The 25,208-nt window shown below is 71.0% G+C and carries 24 protein-coding genes and 1 tRNA gene; 6 read left to right on the top strand and 19 right to left on the bottom strand.

Going from position 1 to position 25,208, the window contains the following annotated elements:
* The 3 genes from OG485_RS21640 to OG485_RS21630 all read right to left on the bottom strand — a co-directional run bounded on the left by OG485_RS21640 (nt 1) and on the right by OG485_RS21630 (nt 3,979).
* Nucleotides 1-822: a YceI family protein gene (locus OG485_RS21640; RefSeq protein WP_328670088.1), complete on the bottom strand. Its 822-nt coding sequence runs from the start codon at nt 820-822 to the stop codon at nt 1-3.
* A 94-nt stretch (nt 823-916) separates the two neighbouring features.
* Nucleotides 917-3,451 carry an MFS transporter gene (locus tag OG485_RS21635; RefSeq protein ID WP_328670086.1) on the bottom strand — a complete coding sequence of 845 codons (2,535 nt, stop codon included), beginning with the start codon at nt 3,449-3,451 and terminating at the stop codon, nt 917-919.
* Nucleotides 3,452-3,472: 21 nt separating this feature from the next.
* Nucleotides 3,473-3,979, bottom strand: coding sequence for a MarR family winged helix-turn-helix transcriptional regulator (locus OG485_RS21630; RefSeq protein ID WP_328450686.1), 507 nt, complete (start codon nt 3,977-3,979; stop codon nt 3,473-3,475).
* 403 nt (nt 3,980-4,382) lie between these two features.
* Here OG485_RS21630 and OG485_RS21625 point away from each other — a divergent pair, with 403 nt between their 5' ends.
* Entirely contained in the window at nt 4,383-4,580 is a 198-nt protein-coding gene (locus OG485_RS21625; RefSeq protein ID WP_037615166.1) for a hypothetical protein, read from the top strand.
* A 178-nt stretch (nt 4,581-4,758) separates the two neighbouring features.
* Here the strand turns inward: OG485_RS21625 and OG485_RS21620 are convergent, their stop codons facing one another.
* The 10 genes from OG485_RS21620 to OG485_RS21575 all read right to left on the bottom strand — a co-directional run bounded on the left by OG485_RS21620 (nt 4,759) and on the right by OG485_RS21575 (nt 12,427).
* Nucleotides 4,759-5,580 (bottom strand): hypothetical protein, encoded by an 822-nt coding sequence (locus tag OG485_RS21620; protein ID WP_328670083.1) that lies wholly within the window; start codon nt 5,578-5,580, stop codon nt 4,759-4,761.
* Nucleotides 5,581-5,684: 104 nt separating this feature from the next.
* Nucleotides 5,685-6,581, bottom strand: coding sequence for an RNA polymerase sigma factor SigF (locus tag OG485_RS21615; RefSeq protein ID WP_328670082.1), 897 nt, complete (start codon nt 6,579-6,581; stop codon nt 5,685-5,687).
* A gap of 244 nt (nt 6,582-6,825) precedes the next feature.
* The gene (locus OG485_RS21610) at nt 6,826-7,767 is read right to left on the bottom strand and encodes an RNA polymerase sigma factor SigF (RefSeq protein WP_443048737.1); all 942 of its coding nucleotides are present in this window, start codon (nt 7,765-7,767) and stop codon (nt 6,826-6,828) included.
* A 216-nt stretch (nt 7,768-7,983) separates the two neighbouring features.
* Nucleotides 7,984-8,277, bottom strand: a complete 294-nt coding sequence (locus tag OG485_RS21605; protein WP_328450694.1) for a Dabb family protein — start codon at nt 8,275-8,277, stop codon at nt 7,984-7,986.
* 121 nt (nt 8,278-8,398) lie between these two features.
* On the bottom strand, nt 8,399-8,578 hold the full coding sequence (locus OG485_RS21600) for a hypothetical protein (protein WP_037615173.1): 180 nt from the start codon (nt 8,576-8,578) through the stop codon (nt 8,399-8,401).
* 731 nt (nt 8,579-9,309) lie between these two features.
* Entirely contained in the window at nt 9,310-9,612 is a 303-nt protein-coding gene (locus tag OG485_RS21595; RefSeq protein WP_328670077.1) for a hypothetical protein, read from the bottom strand.
* A 514-nt stretch (nt 9,613-10,126) separates the two neighbouring features.
* Nucleotides 10,127-10,211, bottom strand: a tRNA-Ser gene (locus OG485_RS21590).
* Nucleotides 10,212-10,267: 56 nt separating this feature from the next.
* Nucleotides 10,268-10,699 (bottom strand): tRNA adenosine(34) deaminase TadA, encoded by a 432-nt coding sequence (tadA, locus tag OG485_RS21585; RefSeq protein ID WP_328674581.1) that lies wholly within the window; start codon nt 10,697-10,699, stop codon nt 10,268-10,270.
* A 260-nt stretch (nt 10,700-10,959) separates the two neighbouring features.
* Complete coding sequence (locus tag OG485_RS21580) at nt 10,960-11,499, bottom strand: tRNA adenosine deaminase-associated protein (RefSeq protein ID WP_328674580.1); 540 nt, start codon at nt 11,497-11,499, stop codon at nt 10,960-10,962.
* A gap of 745 nt (nt 11,500-12,244) precedes the next feature.
* Complete coding sequence (locus OG485_RS21575; protein ID WP_326786866.1) at nt 12,245-12,427, bottom strand: hypothetical protein; 183 nt, start codon at nt 12,425-12,427, stop codon at nt 12,245-12,247.
* A gap of 138 nt (nt 12,428-12,565) precedes the next feature.
* On the opposite strand from OG485_RS21575, the gene upp reads away from it, so the two are divergent.
* Nucleotides 12,566-13,201 (top strand): uracil phosphoribosyltransferase, encoded by a 636-nt coding sequence (gene upp, locus OG485_RS21570; protein WP_328670074.1) that lies wholly within the window; start codon nt 12,566-12,568, stop codon nt 13,199-13,201.
* 192 nt (nt 13,202-13,393) lie between these two features.
* Here the strand turns inward: upp and OG485_RS21565 are convergent, their stop codons facing one another.
* Both OG485_RS21565 and OG485_RS21560 read right to left on the bottom strand, forming a co-directional pair.
* Nucleotides 13,394-14,044, bottom strand: a complete 651-nt coding sequence (locus OG485_RS21565; protein WP_328670072.1) for a LytR C-terminal domain-containing protein — start codon at nt 14,042-14,044, stop codon at nt 13,394-13,396.
* A 90-nt stretch (nt 14,045-14,134) separates the two neighbouring features.
* Entirely contained in the window at nt 14,135-14,431 is a 297-nt protein-coding gene (locus OG485_RS21560; protein ID WP_003999914.1) for a type II toxin-antitoxin system VapB family antitoxin, read from the bottom strand.
* A gap of 105 nt (nt 14,432-14,536) precedes the next feature.
* Here OG485_RS21560 and OG485_RS21555 point away from each other — a divergent pair, with 105 nt between their 5' ends.
* Nucleotides 14,537-16,189 carry a helicase HerA-like domain-containing protein gene (locus OG485_RS21555; RefSeq protein ID WP_328670071.1) on the top strand — a complete coding sequence of 551 codons (1,653 nt, stop codon included), beginning with the start codon at nt 14,537-14,539 and terminating at the stop codon, nt 16,187-16,189.
* Between the two features lie 151 nt (nt 16,190-16,340).
* Here the strand turns inward: OG485_RS21555 and OG485_RS21550 are convergent, their stop codons facing one another.
* On the bottom strand, nt 16,341-16,922 hold the full coding sequence (locus tag OG485_RS21550; protein WP_328670069.1) for an HhH-GPD-type base excision DNA repair protein: 582 nt from the start codon (nt 16,920-16,922) through the stop codon (nt 16,341-16,343).
* 141 nt (nt 16,923-17,063) lie between these two features.
* Between OG485_RS21550 and OG485_RS21545 the strand changes: the two genes are divergently transcribed.
* The 3 genes from OG485_RS21545 to OG485_RS21535 are packed head-to-tail and all read left to right on the top strand — an operon-like array spanning nt 17,064 to nt 21,693.
* On the top strand, nt 17,064-19,139 hold the full coding sequence (locus OG485_RS21545) for a penicillin acylase family protein (protein ID WP_328670066.1): 2,076 nt from the start codon (nt 17,064-17,066) through the stop codon (nt 19,137-19,139).
* Complete coding sequence (locus tag OG485_RS21540) at nt 19,129-19,761, top strand: GNAT family N-acetyltransferase (protein WP_328670064.1); 633 nt, start codon at nt 19,129-19,131, stop codon at nt 19,759-19,761. The genes OG485_RS21545 and OG485_RS21540 overlap by 11 nt, the downstream gene beginning before the upstream one ends.
* Before the next feature lie 42 nt (nt 19,762-19,803).
* Nucleotides 19,804-21,693 carry a copper resistance protein CopC gene (locus OG485_RS21535; protein ID WP_443048932.1) on the top strand — a complete coding sequence of 630 codons (1,890 nt, stop codon included), beginning with the start codon at nt 19,804-19,806 and terminating at the stop codon, nt 21,691-21,693.
* A 306-nt stretch (nt 21,694-21,999) separates the two neighbouring features.
* On the opposite strand, the gene OG485_RS21530 is transcribed toward OG485_RS21535, so the two are convergent.
* The 3 genes from OG485_RS21530 to OG485_RS21520 all read right to left on the bottom strand — a co-directional run bounded on the left by OG485_RS21530 (nt 22,000) and on the right by OG485_RS21520 (nt 25,154).
* On the bottom strand, nt 22,000-22,422 hold the full coding sequence (locus OG485_RS21530) for a PIN domain nuclease (protein ID WP_328670060.1): 423 nt from the start codon (nt 22,420-22,422) through the stop codon (nt 22,000-22,002).
* Nucleotides 22,419-22,634, bottom strand: coding sequence for a type II toxin-antitoxin system VapB family antitoxin (locus tag OG485_RS21525; RefSeq protein ID WP_053752751.1), 216 nt, complete (start codon nt 22,632-22,634; stop codon nt 22,419-22,421). The genes OG485_RS21530 and OG485_RS21525 overlap by 4 nt, the downstream gene beginning before the upstream one ends.
* 93 nt (nt 22,635-22,727) lie before the next feature.
* On the bottom strand, nt 22,728-25,154 hold the full coding sequence (locus OG485_RS21520) for a helicase-associated domain-containing protein (protein ID WP_328670054.1): 2,427 nt from the start codon (nt 25,152-25,154) through the stop codon (nt 22,728-22,730).
* Between the last annotated feature and the right edge of the window lie 54 nt (nt 25,155-25,208).

Here is a 25,208-nt window from a genome sequence, read left to right as displayed (position 1 = left end):
TCAGGCGGCCGGCAGCGACTCGCCCTGCACGGCCTGGACGTCGAGTTCCACCCTCAGGGTCGTGCCGATGGCGGAGATGCCCGCCTGGACGATCTGGTTGTAGTGGAGCGCGAAGTCCTCGCGGTGGAGTTCGGCCCTCGCGCGGAACGCGGCGCGGGTGCCGCCCCAGGGGTCGGCGCCGGTGCCGAGGTAGGAGAGGTCGAGGTCGACGGGACGGACGACACCGTGCAGGGTGAGCTCGCCGTGCACGGTCCAGCGGTCGGAGCCGGCCGGTGTCAGGCCCGTCGAGCGGTACGTGATCAGAGGGTGCTTCCCGGTGTCCAGGAAGTCCGGCGACCTCAGATGTCCGTCGCGGGTGCCGTTGCCGGTGTCGATGGAGGCGGCCGTGATCGTCGCCTCGACGCGGGAGGCGGTCACGTCGTCGGGGGCGATCTCGATGCGGCCCGCGAAGTCCGTGAAGCGGCCGTGCACGCTGGAGATGCCCAGGTGCTGGGCGACCACGCCGGCGGAGGAGTGCGCCGGGTCGATGGTCCACGGTCCCGGCGGGGGCAGTTCGGTGCCGCCCCGGCGGGCCAGTGTCACCTGGCCGACCTCGGCACGGCCGGCCGCCGTGACGATGGCGCCCGAGGCGGCGGGCGCGTACCCGAGCGCGGTCACGATCACCGTGTAGGCGCCCGGCGCGAGGCTCGTGGTGTCGCGCACGGTCCCGTCGGTGCCCGCCTCGGCCCGCAGCACCTGGGTGCCGGTCGAGTCGGTCACCGTGACGACCGCGTGCGAGACGGCCCAGCCGTCACGAGTACGGATCTTCGCGGTCAGTCCCATGGCAGTAACTCCTTGCGATGAACCAATGAAAACCGGCCCGTGGGGGGCGCACCTCCGCTCAGAGTGCGCGCATCCCCACGGGCCGGGGCTCGGACTACTCGCCGGGGTGGGCGAGTTCGATGTCGTGGTCGTCCACTCCACGGCCGCCGACGGTCAGCGCGGTCGCCACCGGCGGGTAGCCCGCCGCGATGACGGTGTACTCGCCGCCGTCCAGATCGGTGAAGGCGTACGCGCCGTCGCCGCCGGTCCTGGCCGTGCCGACCACGTTTCCGGCCGCGTCCACCAGCGTCACGCGGGCGTCCGACAGCGGGCCGTGCGGCGCCCGTACGACACCCTGGAGCTGGGCTCCCGAGTCGAGGTCGACCTCGATCCGGGTGACCCCGGTGCCGCCGACCTCGACGGGCAGGGCCCGCGGCCGGTGGCCGGCGGCGTTCACCGCGACCGTCACGACGCCGGGCACCAACTCGGCGAAGGCGAACTCGCCCTGCTCACCGGTGGTTCCGGTGGCCAGCACATCTCCGCGGACATCGGTCACGACGACCATCGCGTCCCTGACCGGGGACGCGCCCTCGCAGGCCCGGACGACACCGCTCAGCCCGCTGGTGCCGCTCAGCAGGATGTCGTACGCGAGCGGCTCGTCGTTCACGACGATCGTCGAGGCCTGCGGCTGGAAGCCGTCGGCGGAGGCGATCAGGACGTACGAGCCCACACCGGGTGCGTCGAGGGTGTACGAGCCGTCCGCCTGCGCGACCGAGCGGCCGAGCTGGCGCCCCGCCGGTGAGATCAGCGTGACCGCGGCCTGCGGCACGGGCGCGCTCTCGGCGCCGCGGACCTGGCCGTGCACCCTGATGCCGCCGGACGCGGGCAGGGGGTCGCCCTCCTTCGTCGCGGTGGCGACGGCGGCGAGCCGCTGTGTGCCTTCGGGGGCGGTCCCGAAGGCGGCCTCGGTGGTGTCGACGGCCGGGGCGAGGGCCGCGGTGGCCGCGGCCTCGACGGCCTCGGCGACGGGAGCCTCGGTGACCGGTTCCCCGGACTTCTCCGCGGCGGCCTGCGCCAGCGCGCCGGACGTCCGCAGCGGGACCTCCTTGATGAACAGCACGATGAGGAAGGCGACCAGCGCCATGCCGGCCGCGATCAGGAAGACGTCCGCGATGCCGTGGCCGTACGCGCTCTCCATCACGGTGCGCAGCGGCGCGGGCAGCTTGTCCATGTCCGGGATGCTGGAGCTGGAGTCCGAACCCGAGCCCAGGGCCGCGTACTTGGGGCCGAGGTCGGTCAGCCCGTCCTTCACGTAGTCGGTGATCCGGCTGGCCATGACCGCGCCGAGCGCGGAGACGCCGATCGCACCGCCGAGGGACCGGAAGAACGTCACCGTGGAGCTCGCCGCGCCCAGGTCCGAGGGTGCCACCTGGTTCTGCGTGGAGAGCACCAGGTTCTGCATCATCATGCCGACACCGAGGCCCAGCAGCGCCATGAAGATCGCGATGTGCCAGTAGGCCGTGTCGTAGCGGATCGTGCCGAGCAGGCCGAGGCCCGCGGTGACCAGGAAGCCGCCGCTGACCAGCCAGTACTTCCACCGTCCGGTCTTGGTGATGATCTGGCCGGAGACCGTGGAGGAGATGAACAGGCCACCGATCATCGGGATCGTCATGACACCCGACATCGTCGGGGACTTGTCCCGCGCCAGCTGGAAGTACTGGCTGAAGAACACGGTTCCGGTGAACATCGCGACACCGACGAACAGCGACGCGAGGGAGGAGAGGGTGATGGTGCGGTTGCGGAACAGCCGCAGCGGGATGATCGGCTCGCTCGCCCTGGACTCGACCAGCACGAACAGCGCACCGAGGACGATCGCGCCGGCGACCATCGTGTACGTCTGCCACGAGACCCAGTCGTACTTGTCACCCGCGAAGGTGACCCAGAGCAGCAGCAGCGAGACCGCGGCGGAGATGAAGAACGCGCCGGCCCAGTCGACCTTCACGTCCCGCTTCACGACGGGCAGGTGCAGGGTCTTCTGGAGCACGATCAGCGCGATGACCGCGAACGGCACACCGACGTAGAAGCACCAGCGCCAGCCGAGCCAGCTCGTGTCGGTGATGACACCGCCGAGCAGCGGACCGCCGACGGTTGCGACGGCGAACGTCGCGCCCAGGTAGCCGGAGTAGCGGCCGCGCTCGCGCGGGGAGATCATCGCGGCCATCACGATCTGCGCCAGGGCGGACAGACCGCCGACGCCGATGCCCTGGACCACGCGGCAGGCGATGAGCATGCCGGGGTTCTGGGACAGCCCGGCGGCGGCCGATCCCAGCACGTAGACGATGAGAGCTATCTGTACGAGCGCCTTCTTGCTGTACAGATCGGAGAGCTTGCCCCACAGGGGCGTGGTCGCGGTCATGGCCAGCAGCGAGGCCGTGACGACCCAGGTGTAGGCGGACTGGCCGCCGCCCAGGTCGCCGATGATCTCGGGGAGCGCGTTGGTGACGATCGTCGACGACAGGATCGCGACGAACATGCCGAGCAGCAGCCCGGAGAGCGCCTCCATGATCTGCCGGTGCGTCATCGGAGCGCCGTCGGCGCTTCCGTGCTTGGCGTGAGAGCCCCGCACACCGGATGGTGTGGTCGTTGCCATGGGCTTCCTTTTCTTACGTATTTACGCGGGTGTACGGGTGGTCGGTTCTGAAACGTCTGTCGCGTACGGGGGAGGGTGCGCGTGGGACCACTGCGGGGAGCGGCAGTCGCCGAAGCTCTCGCGCAGCCGGCCCATCAGCTCGATGAGCAGTCCGACCTCGTCGTCGGACCAGTGGCTCAGCCGGTCGGAGAGCAGCCGCGACGTGCGCAGGGACAGTTCGTCGAGCTGGGCGTGCCCGGCCGCGGTGAGGCGCAGGATGCGTGAGCGCTTGTCCGCCGGGTCGGGGGACCGTTCGATCCAGCCCCGGTCGGCGACGTGCGCGACATGGCGGCTGGTCACCGACATGTCCACGGACAGCAGCTCCGCGAGCCGGCTCATCCGCATCTCGCCGTACCGGCCGAGCAGCGTGAGCACGGCGGCGGAGCCCGCCGGGCAGTCGGGCGGCAGGATCCGTCCCATCCCCCGTTTCACGGCACCGATGGCGCTGAGCTGACGAGCCAGTTCCTCGTACTGCGCCTGCCCGGCCATCGCACCCCCCCTGTTCGTTGCTTAGGGCAACCATAAAGAAGTTGGTTGCCGCAGGCAAACGAATTCGAGGCTTCAGGGCTAAAAAGTTGGCAAAGGCAAGTGTTGGCGAACGGAAACGTGCAGGTGGGAGTGATGGACGGACTGCCGGATGGATGGATGGGGGTGGGGTTCTTCGGACGGGGGCGGTTACCGGGGACGGACGTCTGGGGACAGACGTGTGGGCTGGGCGTCTGGGACGGGTGTCCGGGCTGGATGTCGGATGAAGAGGTGGCGCGCGCCGGTGTGCGTCCTGGTCGGGGGCGGTGTGCGTCCCGGTCGTGGACGGTGAGGGGGCGCGTCACGATCGGTGTGAACGGCAACCCGGCACTTGGGCAGCCCGCGCGCATTCGCTAGGGTCCGGCCTATGGCAAACACCCAGGGCCCAGAGGGCAACTACGACCCCGCGGGCAGTACTCAGATGTTCCGTGCGTTCGTCGACGAGGCCCCCCAGGGCCGGCAGCAGCAGGCGGCCGCTCCCGCGGGTCCCCGCGTGGGTCTGATCGTCGGCGTCGTCCTCGCCGTCGCGGTCGTCGCCGCGGTGGCCTGGCTCGCCTTCATGTGATCCCGCGGGACTGCGAGGCCGGGCGGGACCGGTGATCGGGCGGGACCGCGCGGCCCGGCCGGACCGTCGGGCACGCGGGACCGTACGGCCCGGGCGGGACCGGTAGCTGAGCGGAACCGTACGGCCGGGCGTGACCGGTGAGTGAGCGGGGCAGCGTGACCCGGCAGGGCCACGCCTCCTACTCCCACCGGACGGACACGTCCTGTGTCTCGATGTGCATGCCCAGCGGCACCCGCCAGGCGTCGACGCACACCGTCCAGGTCCCGCTCTTCTTCGCGCCGGCCGCGATCGGCGCCGGAAGGGTCTCGGCCGACCGGATCGTCGCCCAGTCGATCCCGAGCGCCCCGATGATGTGCGTCCCGAAGGTCACCGTGCCCGAACGCACCGCCGTACCACCGGTGTTGCCGAAGGAGACGGTCACCTTCTCGCACCACCGCTGATCGGTGGCCGCGCGCGAGGGGTCGCTCACGGAGAGGACGGCGGGCCCGGCGCTCACCGTCGGGCCGGGCGCGGGCGGCGCCGACGAACTGCCCGAACTCCCGCCCGTACGGCCGGAGTCACCGCCGGACGACGAACCGGAAGGCGAAGAGGATCCGCCACCGGTGCCGGATCCCGTACTTCCCGTAGCTCCCGCACCGCCTGTCCCGGCCCCGGAACCGCCCTCGCCGGCCTGCGGGCTTCCCGAACCGGCGGGACCGGCCGCCGAGCCGTCCGGGCCGCCGGGGTCACCCGTGCTCCCGGACGAGGCGCCGCCCGGACCGGTGGCCGACGTCCCGCTCCCGGATCCGGAACCTCCCTTGCTCCCGGCCGTGTCGGAGCCGTCGTCGGCCGTACCGTCCAGGGGTGCCAGGGACACCTCGCCCGAAGGCGCCACCACCGTCCCCGACGCCCGTGCGGAGCCGTCCGCGGCCCCGACGGCGGCGTACCCGCCGCCACTCCCGCCGCTCCCGCACGCGGCCAGTACCCCGCCCAGACACAGCACGGCCGCCGAGGTACTCACCAGGACACCTCGGCGACCGCTTGTCGACCCGTGACGCATCGGCTCGTGACGCATCGCGCCAGTGTGGCTGACGATCCGTCAATTATGAACCCCGCGTGGGACGGTCAGTCGGAGATGAGGCCTTCGCGCAGCTGGGCCAGCGTGCGGGTGAGCAGACGGGAGACGTGCATCTGCGAGATGCCGACCTCCTCGCCGATCTGCGACTGGGTCATGTTGGCGAAGAAGCGCAGCATGATGATGCGGCGCTCGCGGGGCGGCAGCTTGGCGAGCAGCGGCTTGAGCGACTCGCGGTACTCCACGCCCTCCAGCGCGGTGTCCTGGTAGCCGAGGCGGTCCGCGAGGGAGCCCTCGCCGCCGTCGTCCTCGGGAGCGGGCGAGTCGAGCGACGACGCCGTGTACGCGTTGCCGACGGCGAGGCCGTCGACCACGTCCTCCTCGGACACCCCGAGGGCGGTGGCGAGTTCGGCGACCGTCGGAGAGCGGTCGAGCTTCTGCGAGAGCTCGTCGCTGGCCTTGGTGAGGGCGAGCCGCAGTTCCTGGAGGCGGCGCGGGACGCGGACCGACCAGGAGGTGTCGCGGAAGAACCGCTTGATCTCGCCCACGACGGTCGGCATCGCGAAGGTCGGGAACTCGACGCCGCGCTCGCAGTCGAAGCGGTCGATCGCCTTGATCAGGCCGATGGTGCCGACCTGGACGATGTCCTCCATCGGCTCGTTGCGGGAGCGGAAGCGGGCCGCCGCGTACCGGACGAGCGGGAGGTTGAGCTCGATGAGGGTGTCCCGGACGTAACCACGCTCCGGGCTGTTCTCGGCGAGTGCGGCGAGCCGCAGGAAGAGGGAGCGGGACAGGGTCCGGGTGTCGATGGCGCCCGATGATTCGGGGACCAGAACGGCTTCCGGGGCCTCGGCGGCAGGGACATCGTGAAGCGCGGCGTGCGCCTCGGGCACTGCGTCGCTCTTCGTGAGCGTGAGCACCTTCGAGCTGCCCTGATCTGCGGACATGCCACCCCCTTTGGGTCGCGGACGGTCGCGGCAGTCGCTCCCGTCGGAGGAACGCAGCCTCCACCTGAATACCGGAGGCGAGGCCGCGGCAAACACGCTCCCGGAAGAATGTCACATGTCGGCAACACGCTGTAGAGACTTGTCGACATGTAGAGGGTGGATCGGCCCTGGAAAAAGGGGGTCTGACGGTGATTCAGTGCTGAACTGACGTAAAAACCGTCCTTGAGCGATTAGCTCTTTTCGGTTACGCCTCGATCCTGTTTGCGGATCGAAGTCGCGCGAAGCTGCGGGCGAGGAGCCTTGACACATGCATCTGGGAAACACCCAGCTCGGCGCTGATCTGTGACTGGGTGAGGTTGCTGTAGTAGCGGAGGAGCAGGATCCGCTGCTCGCGTTCGGGCAGCTGTACGAGCAGATGCCTCACGAGGTCGCGGTGCTCGACTCCGTCGAGCGCGGGGTCCTCGTATCCGAGCCGGTCGAGCAGCCCCGGCAGCCCGTCGCCCTCCTGGGCCGCTTCGAGTGAGGTCGCGTGGTACGACCGTCCGGCCTCGATGCAGGAGAGCACCTCCTCCTCGGTGATGCGCAGCCGTTCGGCGATCTCCGCGGTGGTGGGCGAGCGCCCGAAGGCGGTCGTCAGGTCCTCGGTCGCGCTGTTCACCTGCACCCACAGCTCGTGCAGCCGGCGCGGTACGTGGACCGTGCGAACGTTGTCACGGAAGTACCGCTTGATCTCGCCGACGACCGTCGGCATCGCGAAGGTCGGGAACTGCACCCCCCGGTCCGGGTCGAAGCGGTCGATGGCGTTGATCAGGCCGATGGTGCCGACCTGCACCACGTCCTCCATCGGCTCGTTGCGGGAGCGGAAGCGGGCCGCCGCGTACCGGACGAGCGGCAGGTTCGCCTCGATCAGGGCGCCGCGGACCCGGTTGTGCTCGGGGGTGCCCGGGTCCAGCACCTTGAGTTCGCCGAAGAGCACCTGCGTGAGGGCCCGGGTGTCGGCGCCGCGGCGCCGCTCCTGGGTGACCTCCTGGACGGGCGGGGGGCCGGGTGTGAGGCCCGCTGCGGCGTCGGGTGCCGCGGTCTGCGCCGTGGCCGGTCCCGGGGGTGACGGCGGGGCGGAGGCGAGGGCCGTCGCCCGGGCCGTGGCCGGGGCTTCCTCCTGGGGCGGCGCAGTACTGGCCGACACGGTCAACGCCACCTCTTCGTTCGTCAACGATCCGTCGACGTATCCGTCAACTCATCCGTCAAAAGCGGTCATAGCATCACAAGACATGTGCACTGTGTGCAAGCACCGCATAACGTCGTGTTGAAGGTGATTTGCAGGTGAGTTGGGTTTCAAGACGTCGAAAACCCCTGACCGGTTGCGGTCAAGGGCTCGGCAAGAGTGTGCGATCAAAAAGGGTCAGAACGGGTAGTCGGCGATCACCCAGGTGGCGAACTCCCGCCAGAGTGCGACACCGGCCACGTGGGCCGGGTGCTCCAGGTAATGCTTGAGGGCGTCGGCGTCCTCGACGGCGGAGTTGATCGCGAAGTCGTACGCGATGGGCCGGTCGCTGATGTTCCACTCGCACTCCCAGAACCGCAGCTCGGGAACGAGCTCGCCGAGCGCGCGGAAGGCGGCGACGCCCTCGACGACGCGGGGTTCGTCGCGCCGGACGCCGTCGTTGAGCTTGAAGAGGACCAGATGGCGGATCACGGGCACTCCCTGGTGATGAGGTGGTTCTTCGCTCGGCCGCGCCCCTGCCGGGACGCGCGTCGCTCCGTCATGCCTGCTCGGTGCCGGGCGCGCGGAACCTTCGCCGCGCCGGCGCCTGACGTCAGTTCTTCGCTCCGTCGGCGATCCAGGTCATGAAGTCGCCTATCGCCCCAGCGGCGTTCGATATGCCCTCGAACGCTATCTGTACGTAGTCGGCGGCCTTGGCCGGATCCGTGATGATCACGTAGAGCGCGAAGACCACGAGCACATAGATGGCGATCTTCTTCGAATTCACCGCCATGGCGGCCTCCCCTGTGACTTCTGCGCCCGTCGGCCCCCTGCTGCCGGCGGCGAGTGTAACCTTCACGCCGCGCTTAAGGACCAACGGCCCGCTGGTAGAGGTCCTTTGCCGGGCCTGAGCGGCGCTCCCGAGGTCCAGGATGGAAGGGAGCCCCGGCAGGAACCGTCAGGAGTCCACGGGGCCCGGAGGGACCCCACTGCGGGGTTCTCGCCGCCCGACTTTCCCCCGAGACGGCGGCGTGGACTTGCGGGTCCTTCCGTGGGGGAAGGGGGCGCCCCCGATTGCGCCCCCTCCCCCTCCTCTGTGGGAGCGGAGAATCCTTCCGGGTACAGGGAAGCCCCGGCGGCCGAGCGGCGCCGGGGCTCCTTGGCGTCGCGGTCCGTACGGAGCCCCGGCCCCGGAACGCCCGAAGGGCCCCGTCCTTCGACGGGGCCCTTCGGGAGCGGTAGCGGATTCCCGTACTCCTGCCCTTGATCCCGGGCCGGACGCCGACGAGTGGCACCAGCGGCTCTATGTCCGGGCAGTAAATGGAGGAATCGTCCCGCGAGCTTGACGGCGTAGCGGCGTGAGGTGGGCCTCCGCTGTCCCGGATGCGCTGCACAAGCATTCGACGCGTAGGCGGGTGCGCCACCCATGGATGGCCTCCGAACGATGACTCGGCCAGGAAGCTGAGCCCTGTTTCGGCAATCCGAGAATATCAATAGGTTGCGATCAATGCATTAATCGCAACCTCAGTGACCAGGCCCAGGCCAGTTCATGCCTGCCGCAACGGCAGCTTCGGACATGCCTCGGGAGATCGCCTGCGAGACGGCCATCTGGTGCAGGGTAATAACCTGGGAGTCGCACGCCGCCTTCTTCATCTGCTGCACGCCTGTGTGCTGGGGCAGCGAGTTGCAGTAAGTCTGAGACTTACTCACATGCCAGCTCAAGCTGTGGAGCGCGGCCGCCGCCGGAGTGGTCGCCAGGACGGTGGCCGCAAGGGCGGCAACCCCCACCGAGAGCCCGGCGGACAACGTTCGCACACGCTTCACCATTGGATACCTCCATGATCAACACACATTTGCGTGATTCCTGTGCCTGACCTGTGCATCATTACACGTCGGCCCCATTCGCTTCGGAATGGATTCGGCCATTCGTCGGGTGGGATCCAGTCATGATATTTGGAATGCAGTCGCTTTGCCCGATATGCGGAAAGCGGAGAATGCTGCGCCCTGCGGCGCGAGTGGAACGATTCGCTCCGGAAACGGAAGGAGCTTCAGCTTCCGCTATTGAAAAGTCGCATCAATTTAGATTTTTCTCTGGGGCGGCCCGATTTCGGTCCGCCCCGGTCGGCTCGTAGGGCATCCATGCGGCCATGGGCGAGGGGATGACGGCGGTACTGGCCGGCCGCAACAGGCCGTGCGCTGACCGCGCTGACATCGAGCGCGCCGTGAAGCGCTTCATCGTGGCCCGCATCTCGGGGTCGTCCAAAGATCCAACTGAGACGGAATCCGAGACGGAGCAGCACGAAGGGCCCGGTTCATCAGAACCGGGCCCTTCGTCCACCTGCGGTAGCGGAGGGATTTGAACCCTCGGTGACTTGCGCCACACTCGCTTTCGAGGCGAGCTCCTTCGGCCGCTCGGACACGCTACCGAGGGAGACCCTACCCCAAGGTGGGCCGTGGTCTGAAATCCGTTTCGGCGGCCCGGTCAGCGGTCGCGGAAGAAGTCGGTGAGCAGCGTGGCGCACTCCTCGGCGAGGACGCCCTCGACGACCTCGGGCCGGTGGTTGAGCCGCCGGTCGCGGACGACGTCCCAGACGGATCCGGTCGCGCCCGCCTTCTCGTCGCGGGCGCCGTACACCACCCGTTCGACACGGGACTGGACGAGCGCGCCCGCGCACATCGTGCAGGGCTCCAGGGTGACGACGAGCGTGCACCCGGACAGCCGCCACTCGCCGAGCCTCGCCGCGGCCCGGCGCAGCGCGAGGACCTCGGCGTGCGCCGTCGGGTCGCCGGTGGCCTCGCGTTCGTTGTGCCCGGCCGCCAGCACGGTCGCACCGTCCGGGGACAGCACGACGGCACCCACGGGAACGTCCCCGCCCCGAACGGCCAGCCGTGCCTCGTCCAGCGCGAGCCGCATCGGGGCCCGCCACCGGTCACGTACGGGATCGGGCGGCGGGGGTACCTGACGTGGGGTGCTCACCCGGGGAACCTAGCGGAATCCCGCCGGGTCCGGCGGAAGGGGCCCGGGCACCGCCCCCGCGGAGGCGGTGAGGGGCGGACGGCAGGCGAAGAACCGGCCCGGTGGATCGGGCCGGTTCGCCGGTTCACCGGTACGGGGGACGGGATCGCGGGCGCGGGGGGCCGGGCCCACCGTTTCCGGAGGTCCTGGGACACGTCCTAGCGGACTGTCTCCAGGACCTCTGCCGCTCCCAGGGCCTCGGCGATCGTGCCGAGCGCGTCGCCTTCGTCCAGGGCCAGCAGTTCCTTCTCGCTCACTCCGAGGTCCGCGAGGATGTAGCGGTCCCCGACGGGGCTGTGCGAGACGGCATCGCCGGACACGATCCCCTGGTCCTCCTCGTCGTCCTCGGAGTCTCCTGGTTCACCGTCCTCCGTGCCGTCCAGATCGAGGGAGTCCAGGTCGGCGTCGTCGTCGCCCGGATTCCGTCCTAGTAGTTCGTCCGTGAGCAGGATCTCGCCGTACGAACTGCGGGCGGCCGCGGCGGCGTCCGAGACGTAGATACGCGGATCCTCCTCGCCGTCCACGCGGACGACGCCGAACCACGCGTCCTCCTGCTCGATGAGCACGAGCACCGTGTCCTCGTCCGAGACTTCACGGGCCAGATCGGTCAGATCCGACAGGGTTTCCACATCGTCGAGCTCTGTATCGCTCGCTTCCCACCCGTCTTCGGTGCGCGCGAGCAGTGCGGCGAAGTACACCGTGACTCTCCCACTGGTCATAGGCGTGCCGGTTGGGGTTCCCCCCGGCGGAGGCTGTGGGCGAGGAGTGCTGCTGCTCCGAGTCCCGCCCACTCGGAATCGTGGCAGAAAGACAGCGTTCAGGGGACGTCTTCGGCCTGCTGTGTCCGCCTCTTTTGATCGCTAACAGCGGATCGTACGCGGCTGCCTGCGCCGTGTAGGCACCTCCCTGCCCGACACGTCAGCCACACGGCCCCCCGTCACGCGGGTGCGGCCCGGCTTTCCGGGCGGCCGGGCGGGCGGTTCCGCCCCGGCGCGCCCCCGCCGTCGTGCGGGCGCGTTCCCTTGTCGTGGCGGGCGTGCCACCGGCGGCGGTGCGGCTTTCCCGAGGGCGTGGTGGCGGCGGTCGCGTGATGGCGCGCCGCCGCATTCCTTCATGGGCGTGTCGGCCGGGGCCGCGGCGGGCCCGGTTCGGACCTCTCCGCAGGTGGGCCGGCCGGCCCCGCGGACACGGCGCCTGTTCGGCACGGCGAGAGCTGTGGCGGAGCGGGGCGCTCCCGCGGATCTGGAGGCTGCCGTCCGGCGGTGTGGCGCAGGCGGCGGGGCCCTCCGGCGGGTCGGGGGCGGACGGGACGGGGCGTCCGGCGGATGTGGCATGCGACGGGACGGGGGGCCGGCGGGTGTGGCGCAGGGGCCGGGGGCCGTCCTGCGGTGTGGCGCGGGCCGGGGCCGTCCGGAGCCGGGCAGGTGGGGCGGCGGGCGTCCGTCACCAGCGGAACGTGCGCATACGCATCGCGTGGCGCAGGCGGGCGGTCTTGGCGCGGCGGGGCTGGACCCGGTCGCGCAGTTCGCGTGCCTCGGCCAGGTCGCGCAGGAACTGGGCCCGCCGCCTCCTGCGCTCGGCGTCCGTCTCCAGCCGTTCGGACGACTCCTCTTGCTGGTTCCGCATTGGCACACCACCCCAGGTCCGTCCCTCCCACCTTCCCTCCGATGGACGGTTTGATGCCAGCGGACGGGTGATGCCGGGCGGCGGACCTTGCCGGGCGGGTCAGTGGCGGGTGCCCTCGGCCCCGCTACTGTTGTGGACATGCGTCTTCACGTCGTCGACCACCCCCTGGTCGCCCATAAGCTCACCACCCTGCGCGACCAGCGCACCGACTCCGCGACCTTCCGGCGGCTGGCCGACGAGCTGGTCACCCTGCTCGCCTACGAGGCCACCCGCGACGTGCGCACGGAGCAGGTCGACATCGTGACGCCGGTCTCCCCGACCACGGGCGTCAAGCTCTCCTACCCGCGCCCGCTCGTCGTGCCGATCCTGCGCGCGGGCCTCGGCATGCTCGACGGCATGGTCCGGCTGCTGCCGACCGCCGAGGTGGGCTTCCTGGGCATGGTGCGCGACGAGGAGACGCTCGAGGCCTCCACGTACGCCACCCGGATGCCGGACGACCTCTCCGCCCGTCAGGTGTACGTCCTGGACCCGATGCTGGCCACCGGCGGCACGCTCGTCGCCGCGATCCAGGAGCTGATCAAGCGTGGCGCCGACGACGTCACCGCCGTGGTCCTTCTCGCCGCCCCCGAGGGCGTCGAGCTCATGGAGCGCGAACTGGCGGGCACCCCGGTCACCGTGGTCACGGCCTCGATCGACGAGCGCCTGAACGAGCACGGCTACATCGTTCCGGGCCTCGGCGACGCGGGTGACCGGATGTACGGGGCCGCCGAGTAACTCCGAGGTGACGGCGTAGCGCCGCGCCTCACTTGTGACCAGCGGCTCTTCCCGGGCTGCGGCCCCGGAGCCGGCTGCTCCCGTGCGACCGTGACTCCGGAGCCGGCCGCTCCTGTGCGAGCGCGGCTCCGGAGTCGGTGCGTGTTCTCCGGAACCGGTCCCGGAGAACAGTCACCGGGACCGGTCCTGGAGTCAGCAGTGCTTCTTCGAGGTGGCGGGCGCCGGCTTGGGCTGAGTCAGGACGGTCAGCGCCTTGTCGGCGTCCTCCTTCTTCGTCAGCGCCTTGAAGCCGGTGCCGATGATCAGGTCGACCGTCGTGGCCCGGGTACGGCCGTCGGTCTTCAGCTGGGCGCCGGAGAGCTGGGTGTTGAGGACGGGCAGCGCGGCCCGGTCGGCGGCCTTGGCGCCGAGCAGCAGTCCGGCGCCCGTGACCTTCTTGTCGTACGAGGCCGTCGCGTTGCCCACGTCGCCGATCTTGAAGCCGCGCTTCTTCAGCTCGTCCGCCGTCTGCTTGGCGAGACCGCTGCGGGGCGTCGCGTTGAGGACGTTCACGGTGATCTGGCCGGGTTTCGGCAGGGAGGCCGCGACGGCCGCGGCCGCCTTCGCCTCCGGGGTGACCTTGGACGCGCAGTCCGCCTTGGTGTCCGCCGCCGTGGCCTTGCCGCCGCCCGTGTAGATGTCGATGAGCTGCAGCGACCCCCACCCGATCAACCCGAGAACGGTGACGGAGGTGATGCTCACGAACACGAACTTGCGACGCCCGCGGGGGCGGCGCATCCGCGGGTACTTGTCCCCCGTGATCCGATACTGGCCACCCATGCCAGGGGGAGTAAGCATGCTCATGGGCGCAGCGTAGTGCGCCGGGGCGCCAATGCCTACTAGATGATCATTGCCCGGTGTTCAGTTCAACCCATTGAGGTCAAGCCGTGGCCATTAGTCCAGTTCAAGAACGCGCGCGTGCAGCACCTGGCGCTGCTGGAGCGCGGCGCGGACGGCGCGGTGCAGGCCGTCCTCCAGGTACAGATCGCCCTGCCACTTGACGACGTGGGCGAAGAGGTCGCCGTAGAAGGTGGAGTCCTCGGCGAGGAGGGTCTCCAGGTCCAGCTGGCCCTTCGTCGTCACGAGCTGATCGAGGCGGACCGGGCGCGGCGCGACGTCCGCCCACTGCCGGGTGCTTTCCCGGCCGTGGTCGGGGTACGGCCGGCCGTTTCCGATGCGCTTGAAGATCACACGGAAAGCCTACCGGTCAAGACCTTCCGGGCGCAGCCATGGAGGCGGAGTGCGACGCTGGAAAAGATGTCGTAAATCCTTGCAAAACGGGAACAGGGGTCTGATATGAGTGACGGCGAGACCGTGTCGTCGGCTGCCACCGGGACCGCTCCCGAGCGGGTCGCCGGTGCCCCCGCGCTCCCGCGGGAGGCGCTGGAGATCGCGGCCGGTTACGCCTTCGCGGGTCCCGCCCTCGAACTCGGCGCCCTGCTCTGGGACGGGTCGTGCCTGCCCGACGCGCAGATCCGCGTCCCCCTGCCGATGCTCAACCGGCACGGCCTGGTGGCGGGCGCCACCGGCACCGGAAAGACCAAGACGCTCCAGCTCATCGCCGAGCAGCTCGCGGCGCAGGGAGTCCCCGTCTTCCTCGCCGACATCAAGGGTGACGTCTCCGGGATCTCGGCGCCGGGGGAAGCAGGGGCGAAGGTCCAGGAGCGGGCCCGGGAGGTCGGCCAGGAATGGACACCGGGCGGCTGCCCGGCGGAGTTCTACGCGCTCGGCGGTCTCGGCCACGGCATTCCCGTACGGGCCACGGTCACCGCCTTCGGGCCGGTGCTGCTGTCGAAGGTGCTCCAGCTCAACCGGACCCAGGAGCAGTCCCTCGGCCTGATCTTCCACTACGCCGACCGGAAGGGCCTGGAGCTGGTCGACCTCAAGGACCTGCGCGCGGTCGTCGCCTTTCTGACCTCGGACGAGGGCAAGCAGGAACTGAAGGGGATCGGCGGTCTCTCCACGGCCACGGCGGGTGTCATCCTGCGCTCGCTCACGGCCTTCGAGGCGCAGGGCATGAGCCCCTTCTTCGGGGAGCCGGAGTTCGACACGAGCGAGCTGACGCGTCTGGCGCCGGACGGCCGGGGCGTGGTGTCGGTCCTCGAACTGCCCGCCGTGCAGGAGAAGCCGCAGCTCTTCTCGACGTTCCTGATGTGGCTGCTCGCCGATCTCTTCCACGACCTCCCGGAGGTCGGCGACGCCGACAGGCCGAAGCTCGTCTTCTTCTTCGACGAGGCCCATCTGCTCTTCAGCGACGCGTCGAAGGCGTTCCTGGACGCGATCACGCAGACGGTCCGGCTCATTCGCTCGAAAGGGGTCGGCGTCTTCTTCGTGACGCAGACACCGAAGGACGTTCCAGCGGATGTCCTCGCCCAGCTCGGCAACCGCGTCCAGCACGCGCTGCGCGCCTTCACGCCGGACGACCAGAAGGCGCTGAAGGCCACCGTGAAGACGTTCCCCGACTCCCCGTACGACCTCGAAGAGGTCCTCATGGGCCTGGGGACCGGCGAGGCCGTGGTCACCGTGCTGAGCGAGAAGGGCGCTCCGACGCCCGTCGCGGCGACCCGGCTGCGCGCGCCGCGGTCGCTGATGGGTCCGGTGGAGGCGGGCGCGCTGGACCGGGCGGTGCGGGAGTCGCCGCTGTACGGGCGGTACGCGCAGGCGCTGGACCGGGAGTCGGCGTACGAGAAGCTGACGGGCTCGCCGGACTCCGGGGCGCCCGCGTCTCCCCCGCCCTCCTCGCGGCCGCGAGGAGGGACCGAGGCCGGGACCGGAGCGGGGCGCGAGGCCGGGCGCTCCGGCGGCCGGAGCCGGTCCGAGGAGGAGCCCTCCCTGGTCGAGCAGGTCGTCGGAAGCGGGCTGTTCAAGTCTCTGGCGCGGTCGGTGGGTACGCAGATCGGGCGGGAGATCACCCGGTCGGTCTTCGGAACGGCGCGCAAGCGGCGCTAGGCCGGGGAAAATCCCAGCCCCTCCGGCGTTTGAGGAGCGGGGTCCGGGGCGGAGCCCCAGGGGTGGGAGGGCAGGGGCGGCGGGGGGAAAGACGGTTGGGGGCGGGCACCCGTGCCGGGGATGGCGGGGGCGCCGGTTCCCCGGGCCCGGGCTACTTGCCGGAGGCCTTCGCCGCCTTCATCTCCTGCTTGTGGGCGCGGACCTTGGCGAGTGACTCCGGGCCGGTGATGTCGGCGACCGAGCGGAAGGAGCCGGCCTCGCCGTAGGGGCCCGCCGCCTCCCGCCAGCCCTTGGGGGCGACCCCGAGCTGCTTGCCGAGGAGGGCCAGGAAGATCTGGGCCTTCTGCGCACCGAAACCGGGGAGTTCCTTGAGGCGGCGCAGCAGTTCCGCGCCGCTGCCGACGTCCTTCCAGACGGCGGCGGCGTCTCCGTCGTAGTGCTCGACGAGGTACTGGCACAGCTGATGGATGCGCTTGCCCATCGAGCCGGGGTAGCGGTGCACGGCGGGCTTGGCCGAGAGCAGCTCGGCGAACTTCTCCGGGTCGTACGCGGCGATCTCGTGCGCGTCGAGATCGTCCGCCCCCATGCGCCGGGCGATCGTGTACGGCCCCGCGAAGGCCCACTCCATCGGCACCTGCTGGTCCAGCAGCATGCCGACCAGGGCCGCGAGCGGGCTGCGGCCGAGCAGTTCGTCGGCCTCGGGCTGCTGGGAGAGGTGAAGCGTGACGTCCATGGACCGATGATCCCGCGTGCGGCGGCCGGTCACCCGGTCGCGGTCGTCGTGGCCACCCGGCTTCACCGGGTCCTCGTCCCGGACGTACGATCCCGAAGGTTAAATTAGGTTAGCCTAACCTGACATGACTGGGGATGGACCGTGAAACCCGAGATCTACCGTGACACCTGGGGCGTCCCGCACCTGCGCGCCGGCAGCGCCCTGGAACTCGCCCACTCCCAGGGCCGGGTCACCGCCCGGGACCGCGCCTGGCAGCTCGAGGTCGACCGGCACCGCTCCCAGGGCACCTCAGCCGCGTTCCTCGGCGAGGAGTCCGCAGGCTGGGACCGTTTCGCCCGGCAGGCACGGCTCGACGACACCGCGCGACGCTGCTTCGCGGCCCTGGAGGAACGCGACCCCGAGACCGCCGCGTGGGTCGTCGCGTATGTCGACGGAGTCAACGCGGGGCTGGCCGAAGGGGCCGCGAGAGCACCCGAGTTCGCGGCGAGCGGGCTCGTTCCGGGACGCTGGGAGCCCTGGAGCCCGCTGGGCGTCTGGCTCGGTATCCACATCCTCTTCGCCGGTTTCCCCGCCAAGCTGTGGCGCGATGAGGTCGTACGGCGGCTGGGCGCGGACGCGGTCGGCCTGTTCGCCATGGACGGGCCCGGCACGGCGGGGAGCAACGGATGGCTGGTGAGCGGCGAGCGCACCGCCACCGGGCAGGCGGTGATCGCCGGTGACCCGCACCGCTTCATCGAGGACCCCGGCGCCTACCAGCAGATCCGCCTCTCCTGCCCGGAGTTCGACGTCGTCGGCATCGCCGTCCCCGGTGTCCCGGGCATCGCCCACTTCGCCCACACCGGAACCGTCGCCTGGGCGATCACCAACGCGATGGCCGACTACCAGGACCTCTACCGGGAGCGGCTGCGACGCGTCGACGGCGGGGCCGTCGAGGCACTCGATCCCGACGGTGTCTGGCGGGCCGCGGCACGGCACACGGAGCGGGTGGAGGTGGCCGGCGGCGAACCCGTCGACGTCGAGGTGATCGAGACGGCGCGCGGGCCCGTGGTGATCGGGGGCGCCGGCGCCGAGGAGTCCATCAGCCTGCGCTACCCGCCCCGCGTGACGGCGGACCTCGGATTCGGCGCGCTCCTGCCGCTGCTGCGGGCCCGCCGGGTCGCCGACGTGGACCGGGCCCTCGACGCCTGGGCGGAGCCGGTGAACGTCGTGCAGGCCGCCGACACCGAGGGCGGGTTGCTGCACCGTGTCGCGGGCCGGGTCCCGGTGCGCGCCACGGCCAACCGCAGCCGGGTGGTGCCCGCGTGGGAGGCCGGCCACGAGTGGACCGGCTGGCACGAGATGCCGTACGGCCCGGTCGAGGACGGACTCGCCGTGATGGCGAACCAGCGCGGCCCCGCGGCCCCGCTCGGTGTCGAGTTCGCGCCGCCGCACCGCGCCGACCGTATCCGCCGGCTGCTCGACACGGGCGAGGCGTTGTCGGCGGCGGACATGCCGGCCGTCCACATGGACACGCACCTCGCCTCCGCGGCCGCCCTGCTGGACCCGCTGGCCGCACTGGAACTCTCCGGCGCGGCGGCCGGCCTCAGGGACCGACTCCTGCGCTGGAACCGGCACATGGACGCCGGCAGCGTCGCGGCCGCGACGTACGCGCGGGTGCGCGACGCGGTCGTACGACGACTCGTGGCGCACCCGGCCCTCGCCGTCCTGGCCGAACCGCCCGCCCGCCCGGCCGTCTTCCTGCCCTGGCTCGCGCTCACCCCGCGCGTCGCCTTCGCCCTCGAGAACCTGCTGACGGCAGGGGAGCCGTACGGCATCGACCGCGACGCCGTGATCCGGGCGGCCGTCGAGGAAGCGGCCGTCGAGGAAGCGGCCGCCGGGCCCGTGCCCCGGACCTGGGGCGACACCCATCGCCTCGCCCCCTGGCGGGCGCTCCCCGGCACCGCGTACGACGAACCGGCCCTGTCCGGCGACAACGACTGCGTCCTGTCCACCTCGTCGCTCCCCGGACTGACCGACCTGAGCGCCCGCGGACCCGCCGCCCGCTACGTCTGGGACCTCGCCGACCGGGACGAAAGCCTCTGGGTGGTCCCGTTCGGGGCCGACGGCGTCCCCGGCGCGGCCCACCACCGCGATCAACTCCCCTTGTGGCTCAGGGGAGATCTCGCCCCGGTGACCACCGACTGGAACAAGCTGACCAAGGAGAGCGATGACGACTGAGACGTACGCAGGCACCCGCGAGGCCGTTCACGAGCAGCGCGTCGAGGGTTTCGGCACGGTCCGCGTGCTGCCCCTGGACCCGCGCGCCGACCTCGACGTGCTGCACGGCTGGGTCACCGAGGAGCGGGCCGCGTACTGGGGGATGACCGGGTTCTCGAAGCAGCAGGTGCTGGAGACCTATCTGCACCTCGACTCGCTCGACACGCATCACGCCTTCCTCACCGTCAAGGACGGCGTACCGGCCGCGCTGTTCCAGACCTACGAGCCCGAGGCCGACCGGGTCTCCGAGTGCTACGAGGTCCGGCCCGGCGACATCGGGGTCCACCTGCTCATCGGGCCCCCCGTGCCCGGCGCCGGGGAGCGGCCGGGCTGGTCGTCCACGCTGCTGTCGGCGTTCCTGGCGTACGCGCTGACCGGCCTCGGCCGGGAGCGGGCCGTGGTCGAACCCGACGCCCGCAACGCCAAGGCCATCGAGCGGCTGGCCCGGCAGGGTTTCGTGCCCGCCGGGGACATCGTGCTCCCCGAGATCGACCTGCCCGAGGTCCATCTGCCCGAGAAGCACGCCCGGCTCGCCTTCCTGACGCGCGAGGCCTTCGAGAAGGGCCCGACGGCACCGAGGTGAGCCGGACGCGGCCCGTATCCGTACATGACCGAGACTCTGGACATGCGGATACGGAGACGGCGTGTGAACGAGAGCCGGCAGCGAGAGCGGCGGATCGGCGCCAGGGCCCTGGCCCTGCTGGGCAGTGTCCTGGTCCTGGTGCTCTTCGGCGGTGTGAACGGCGCGTCCGCCCACGCGGCGCTGACGGGCACCGATCCGCGGGAGGGCAGTGTGCTGAAGTCGGCGCCCCGCCAGGTGACGCTGACGTTCACCGAGTCGATCGGCCTGTTCGACGACTCCTTCCGCGTGCTCGACCCGGAGAACCGGCGCGTGCGGACCGGGGAACCGGAGCACGCGGACGGCCGTGCCGACACCGCCGGCGTCACCCTGCCGCGCGGCCTCGGCACCGGCACCTACACCGTGGCCTGGCGGGTCGTCTCCGCGGACAGCCACCCCGTCTCCGGCGCCTTCACGTTCTCCGTCGGCAAGCCGTCCGCGACCCGCGCGCCGCTGCCGCCCACCGCCGGTGATCCCGCCTCCTCCGCCCTCTACGACATCGCCCGCTACGCCGCGTACAGCGGACTCGCCCTGCTGATCGGCGCGGTCACGTTCGTGCTCGTCTGCGGCTTCCCGGGGTCCGTACGGCGCCTCCTGGTGACCGGCTGGTGGATCCTGCTCGGCTCCACGTTCGCGCTCCTCCTGCTGCGCGGCCCCTACGAACGCGGCACCGGCCTGTCCGGGGTCTTCGACCCGGAGAGCCTCAGCGACACCCTGGCGGGCCGGCCCGGCATCGTTCTGGTGGCGCGGCTGGCGCTGCTCGCCGCCGTGGCCTTCGTGCCCCCGAGGGTGCCGGTACGGGGCCGGGGAGCCGGCCGTGGCGTCCTCGTGCTCGGTGCGCTGTTCTCCCTGGCCCTGGCGGTCACCTGGGCCGCCAGCGAGCACGCCTCCGCCGGGATCCAGGTCCCCGCGGCGATGGTCTCCTCCGTGCTGCACCTGCTCGCCATGGCGGTGTGGCTCGGGGGTCTGGCCGCCCTGCTGGCCGCACTCCACCGTCCCGCCGGGCCGGTTCCCCCGGCCGTCGTCACCCGGTTCTCCCGGCTCGCCCTCGCCTCGGTCGCGGTCCTCGCGGTCACCGGCGTCTACCAGTCCTGGCGCGGCCTGGGCTCCTGGGACGCCCTGACCTCGACCTCGTACGGCAGGCTCCTGGCCGTGAAGGTCGTCCTGGTGGCGCTGCTCCTGGCCGGAGCCGCGTTCTCGCGACGCTGGACGACCCGCGCGGCGACGGCGCGGACCCCCGCTACCGTCCCGGCCGGCCGCGTCGCGGTCCCGGTCGCGGTTCCGGCGTCGGACGGACCGGCTCCGGAAGAGCCCGCCTTGGAGGAGTCGGCCTCGGAGGGACCCGCCTCGGACGGGCCGGCGGGAGACGGGCCGGAGGGAGACGGGGCGAAGGGCGGGCCGGGGGACACCGAGTACCACCGGGGCCTGCGCCGCTCGGTGCTCGCCGAGGTCACGATCGGCATCCTGGTACTGGTGATCACGACGATGCTGACCGGGACCCAGCCGGGCCGCGCCGCCACGGAGAGCGCCGACGCGGTCGCGGCCGCGCGCCGGGTGACCTCCAGGACGACCCTGGTGCCCTTCGACGTCGGCACCCCGGGCGGCCACGGCAAGGTCCAGATCGAGCTCACGCCCGGCCAGGTCGGCGAGAACTCCGTGCAGGTCGTGGTCTTCGGCCCCGACGGCGGCCTCGTGACCGTCCCCGAGGTGCGTCTGACCTTCACCCAGGAAGCGCAGAAGGTCGGCCCGATCGACGCGGAGATCACCGACAAGGGCGGCTACTGGACCTCCGACGGCCTCACCCTCCCCCTCCCCGGCACCTGGACCATGAAGGTCACCGTCCGCACCGGCGACATCGACGAGGTCACCGTCTCGAAGAAGGTGACGATCGACTGAGTCCGACGGGCGCGGGCCCCGGCCACCTGGTGGCCGGGGCCCGCGCATGCCCGATGGGGCCGGACAACGTCGAAGGGCCCCGCTGCAAGCAGCGGGGCCCTTCGACGTTAGTGCCCGGTGAGGCACTGGCGGAGGATACGAGATTCGAACTCGTGAGGGGTTGCCCCCAACACGCTTTCCAAATGTTCGTCTGGGGGTACAGGGGTGTGCGGGAGCGTTCTGAGCTGCGGTGCGGCTGTGGCGGGTGGGGCTCCTGAACGGTGCTGTACGGAGGTGAATGCAACCAGAACTGCAACCACCGCCCGCCTATTTGCCGCTCTCCGGGCCGTACCACTGGAGAGCCTGGCCGGTCACTGCCGCGATGCAGGCGAAGTCGTGGTCGCGGTGCAGAAGCGTGAGCCCTTGCAACTCGGCCGTCGCGGCGACGACGAGATCCACCGCACCCGCACTGCGATGCTTTCCCTGTTTGGTGAGAGCTTCCTGGACCTGCCAGGCGCGGTCGTAGGCGCGGTCGTCGACGGGAACCCAACCGAAGATCAGTCGCATGTCCTCGATGCCGCGCGCCCTGTCGGCGGCCGACCGGGCGCTGTAGAAAAACTCAAGCTCGATGATCGGGCAGGTGGCGATGAGCCCGGCGGCTGCCGCCTGGTCCCAGCCGTACTGCTCCGAGTCCGCGCGCACGAACCGAGCGAGCGCGCTGGTGTCGATCAGGAACTGAGCCGCGTTCACCGGCGGTAGTTCCCCTTGTTCTCGAACAGCTCGAGATCGAATGCGCCGTCCCCGGCCGCGGCCCGCAGCCGGGCGAGAGCCAGTGCGCGACGCCGACTCTCCAGCACCTCGCGAAGAGCGGTGTTGACCGTCTCCTTCTTGGTGCTCGTCCCGAGGGCTTTAGCCACGTCCGCGACCAGGTCGTCGTCCAGGTCGATAACCGTCCGACTCACGAGTTCCTCCCTGATATCAAATGTGGGGTCAAGTATATCTCGCGAGGTGCCCGCGAGGTGGCACGCCCGGGTACCCGGCCTGGCCGCCGAGTCCTACGCGGGCATCACGCCATGGATGCGGGAGAGAGTGAAGACGCGTTCCGCTTCGCGCAGGTGGCACCAGGCGTCGAGATAGGGCGGGTCGAGGTCCAGGTCGCTGAGGGTGCGTACGGTCCGGTTGCCCGAGGCGGCGATGTACTCGACCGTGATGGCGCCGCCGGTGTCGATGGCATGGGCGACCTGGCGGACGTCGCTGTACGACAGGTGCTTCGCGTATCCGGCGACGATCTCCTCGGTGTCCGTCGCGAAAGGCACTCCGCTGCCGAACGGGTCGGGTTCCGGCGCTGTCGGCGGGGCCTTGAGCAGTCGGTCGGCCAGGACGTCCATCCCGGTGTCGGTGGGCATGTCCGAGGCGCGGGTTGTGGTGGCCCGGGGGCCGCGCCGCCCCACGTTCCTTCGCGGGGGCGGGACGGCGGCGGCCCTCTGCGGCAGGCTCTTTTCGATGCGTACCGTTCCCCGGGCTGTCTCGGAGACCGGGGCGTAGCCCGCAGCACGGAGAGCGGCGAGAGTCGTCGCGGGTGGGCTGCCGCTGACCAGCACCGTCGGGGCGAGCTGCCGTAGGGAGAGCTTGGACAGCGCGCGGTGGGCGGCGAGTTCGGCGAGGAGCGCGGGTTCGTCGCCGTGGATGACGCAGGCCGCGGGGGCGATGCGGACCCGTCCGTGACCTCGTGCGGTGTCGGCGATGAGATAGGTCAGCGGCTGCGGCAGGGCCGTGGCAGAGCCGGCTGCCAGGTCGGCTGTGATGTCGTCCGGGGTGCGGCCGGCGTCCAGGGCCCGGCGGATACTACCGGCACTGAAGCGCCATACCGAGGCCGTGCCACTGGTCTCCCGGTCGGCCATCGAATCCAGCAGCGTTGCGAGTCGCGCGGACGGAGTGCCGGTGACGACGGCAGTGAGGTCGGCGCCGATCCGGGCTGTCGTGGTCGCGGGGGGCAGCAGCCGCCGGGCCGTGATGTCGAGCTCTTCGTCGGCGTGGGCCGCCAGGTGGGCACCGAGTGGGGACAGCGCACCCCGTGCCAGCACGCCCAGCAGTTCACCTTCGCGGATCACGGTGCTGAACGGTGTCGTGTCCTGGGGCGAGGCGTCGTCGGCGAGCGGACGGTGCCAGGCCACGAGCGGCCCCAGCTCCGAGGCGACCTTCACCCCCTGTCCTGCCGGGAGCCCCGCTGCCGCCGTGAGCAGCCCGTGGCGGGCCTGTAGACAGCCGCCGCAGTCAGGCGCACCAGCGAGCGCGGGAAGCGCCTTGCCGTCTTCGTCGCGCGCCCGGGTGGGGGTGAGCGGCAGGTCCCGCCATGCCCGGAGCAGTACGGCGAGTTGTTCTGCGGGTTCCTGCTCGGCCCAGGCGTCGTACGCCTCGGTGGGAGGTACGCGATCGCCGTCGCGGGCAAGCAGTCCGGCGGCGTACGCGGTCTCCAGAGCGATGCGTACGACGGCGTCGTCCGCTTGGGCGGCCTTGCCGAGCCGGGCCAGTTCACGCGCGCCGACCCCGCCCGACTTCAGCCGGGTCGGTGGAGCGGTCGCGCATGCCGAAAGGACGGAGGCGGCATGGGCCGCGAACGCGGTGGCGGCCGCCGCGGCCTCCCGCTCCACCTCCGAGGAGGTGATGGGCGCCAACTGTGTGACGGGCGGCAGAGGTTCGAACGGAGCGTGCCAATCGGGGCCCCGCAGAACCAAGGCCACCTCGACCGGCATCCGGACGGGCCCGTACCGGTGACGGTCCTGGAGCAGAAGCCCGCGGTCGAGTGCCCATCGGGCGCCTGGTTGGAGGTCGCGGCCAGGAGCCCCGAACACGACGAACAGTGACTGACGCGGCATGGACCCGCCGCTCTGCTCAAGCAACTTCCGTGTGGCCGCCGGCGCTTGAGCCACCAACGCGGCGACCCGTTCCGTGTCACTGTGATGCTCCACCAGAGCCGCGAGTCGCTGCTGTTTGGTGCTGGGTGGCTTGATGCCCAGGACCGCCAGCATGCCGCGCAGTTCCTCTGAGGCGGTGCCGGCCAGCAGCTCTTCCAGCGGGGCGTCAAGTCCCAGGGGCGTGCTCCACGCCTGCCGCAAGGGCGTAGGCATGCGGAGTGCCTCGTTGCCGTCGTGCCACACGAGCGCCCGATCCGACAGTGCCTCCAGGGTCGCGTCCAGCGCATGTACCGCCGCAGGGGATGTCGAGCCGAGCAACTCCGCGAGGCTGTCCCGGGTCGCTCGGGCTCCCAGGGCTGCCAGCGCCTCGGCGGCCTGCAAGCACGGCAGTGTGAGTTGCGGCAGGACGAGTGCCACGGACCCCGGACGTTGGAGACGGTCCGCCAGTTCCCCCACCGAGCGTGGTTCCGGAGAGGAGGCTGCGTCCTTCCGCATGGCGAGTATGCGTGCCAGGCGGGAACCGTCGAGTTCGCTCAGCCAAGCCGCAAGCGTTGATCGGTACTTCATGAGGGGTGCACCTCGACAGGCAGGGAACGTCACAGGCGGGCAGAAGCCGCTTCG

The organism is Streptomyces sp. NBC_00328 (assembly GCF_036139655.1).
Classification (GTDB): domain Bacteria; phylum Actinomycetota; class Actinomycetes; order Streptomycetales; family Streptomycetaceae; genus Streptomyces.
Note: the sequence above shows the minus strand (reverse complement) of the source record. Positions and strands in the feature narration are given on the sequence as shown.

Excerpts from the sequence above, each read along its gene's own strand:
- OG485_RS21615 (WP_328670082.1), bottom strand. The coding sequence starts at position 6,581 with ATGTCCGCAGATCAGGGCAGCTCGAAGGTGCTCACGCTCACGAAGAGC.
- OG485_RS21520 (WP_328670054.1), bottom strand. The coding sequence starts at position 25,154 with ATGAAGTACCGATCAACGCTTGCGGCTTGGCTGAGCGAACTCGACGGT.
- OG485_RS21600 (WP_037615173.1), bottom strand. The coding sequence starts at position 8,578 with ATGGCGGTGAATTCGAAGAAGATCGCCATCTATGTGCTCGTGGTCTTC.
- OG485_RS21630 (WP_328450686.1), bottom strand. The coding sequence starts at position 3,979 with ATGGCCGGGCAGGCGCAGTACGAGGAACTGGCTCGTCAGCTCAGCGCC.
- OG485_RS21550 (WP_328670069.1), bottom strand. The coding sequence starts at position 16,922 with ATGGACGTCACGCTTCACCTCTCCCAGCAGCCCGAGGCCGACGAACTG.
- OG485_RS21540 (WP_328670064.1), top strand. The coding sequence starts at position 19,129 with ATGACGACTGAGACGTACGCAGGCACCCGCGAGGCCGTTCACGAGCAG.
- OG485_RS21565 (WP_328670072.1), bottom strand. The coding sequence starts at position 14,044 with ATGAGCATGCTTACTCCCCCTGGCATGGGTGGCCAGTATCGGATCACG.
- tadA (WP_328674581.1), bottom strand. The coding sequence starts at position 10,699 with ATGCGGCTCGCGCTGGACGAGGCACGGCTGGCCGTTCGGGGCGGGGAC.
- OG485_RS21625 (WP_037615166.1), top strand. The coding sequence starts at position 4,383 with ATGGCAAACACCCAGGGCCCAGAGGGCAACTACGACCCCGCGGGCAGT.
- OG485_RS21575 (WP_326786866.1), bottom strand. The coding sequence starts at position 12,427 with ATGCGGAACCAGCAAGAGGAGTCGTCCGAACGGCTGGAGACGGACGCC.
- OG485_RS21595 (WP_328670077.1), bottom strand. The coding sequence starts at position 9,612 with ATGGTGAAGCGTGTGCGAACGTTGTCCGCCGGGCTCTCGGTGGGGGTT.
- OG485_RS21640 (WP_328670088.1), bottom strand. The coding sequence starts at position 822 with ATGGGACTGACCGCGAAGATCCGTACTCGTGACGGCTGGGCCGTCTCG.
- upp (WP_328670074.1), top strand. The coding sequence starts at position 12,566 with ATGCGTCTTCACGTCGTCGACCACCCCCTGGTCGCCCATAAGCTCACC.
- OG485_RS21635 (WP_328670086.1), bottom strand. The coding sequence starts at position 3,451 with ATGGCAACGACCACACCATCCGGTGTGCGGGGCTCTCACGCCAAGCAC.
- OG485_RS21535 (WP_443048932.1), top strand. The coding sequence starts at position 19,804 with ATGCGGATACGGAGACGGCGTGTGAACGAGAGCCGGCAGCGAGAGCGG.
- OG485_RS21555 (WP_328670071.1), top strand. The coding sequence starts at position 14,537 with ATGAGTGACGGCGAGACCGTGTCGTCGGCTGCCACCGGGACCGCTCCC.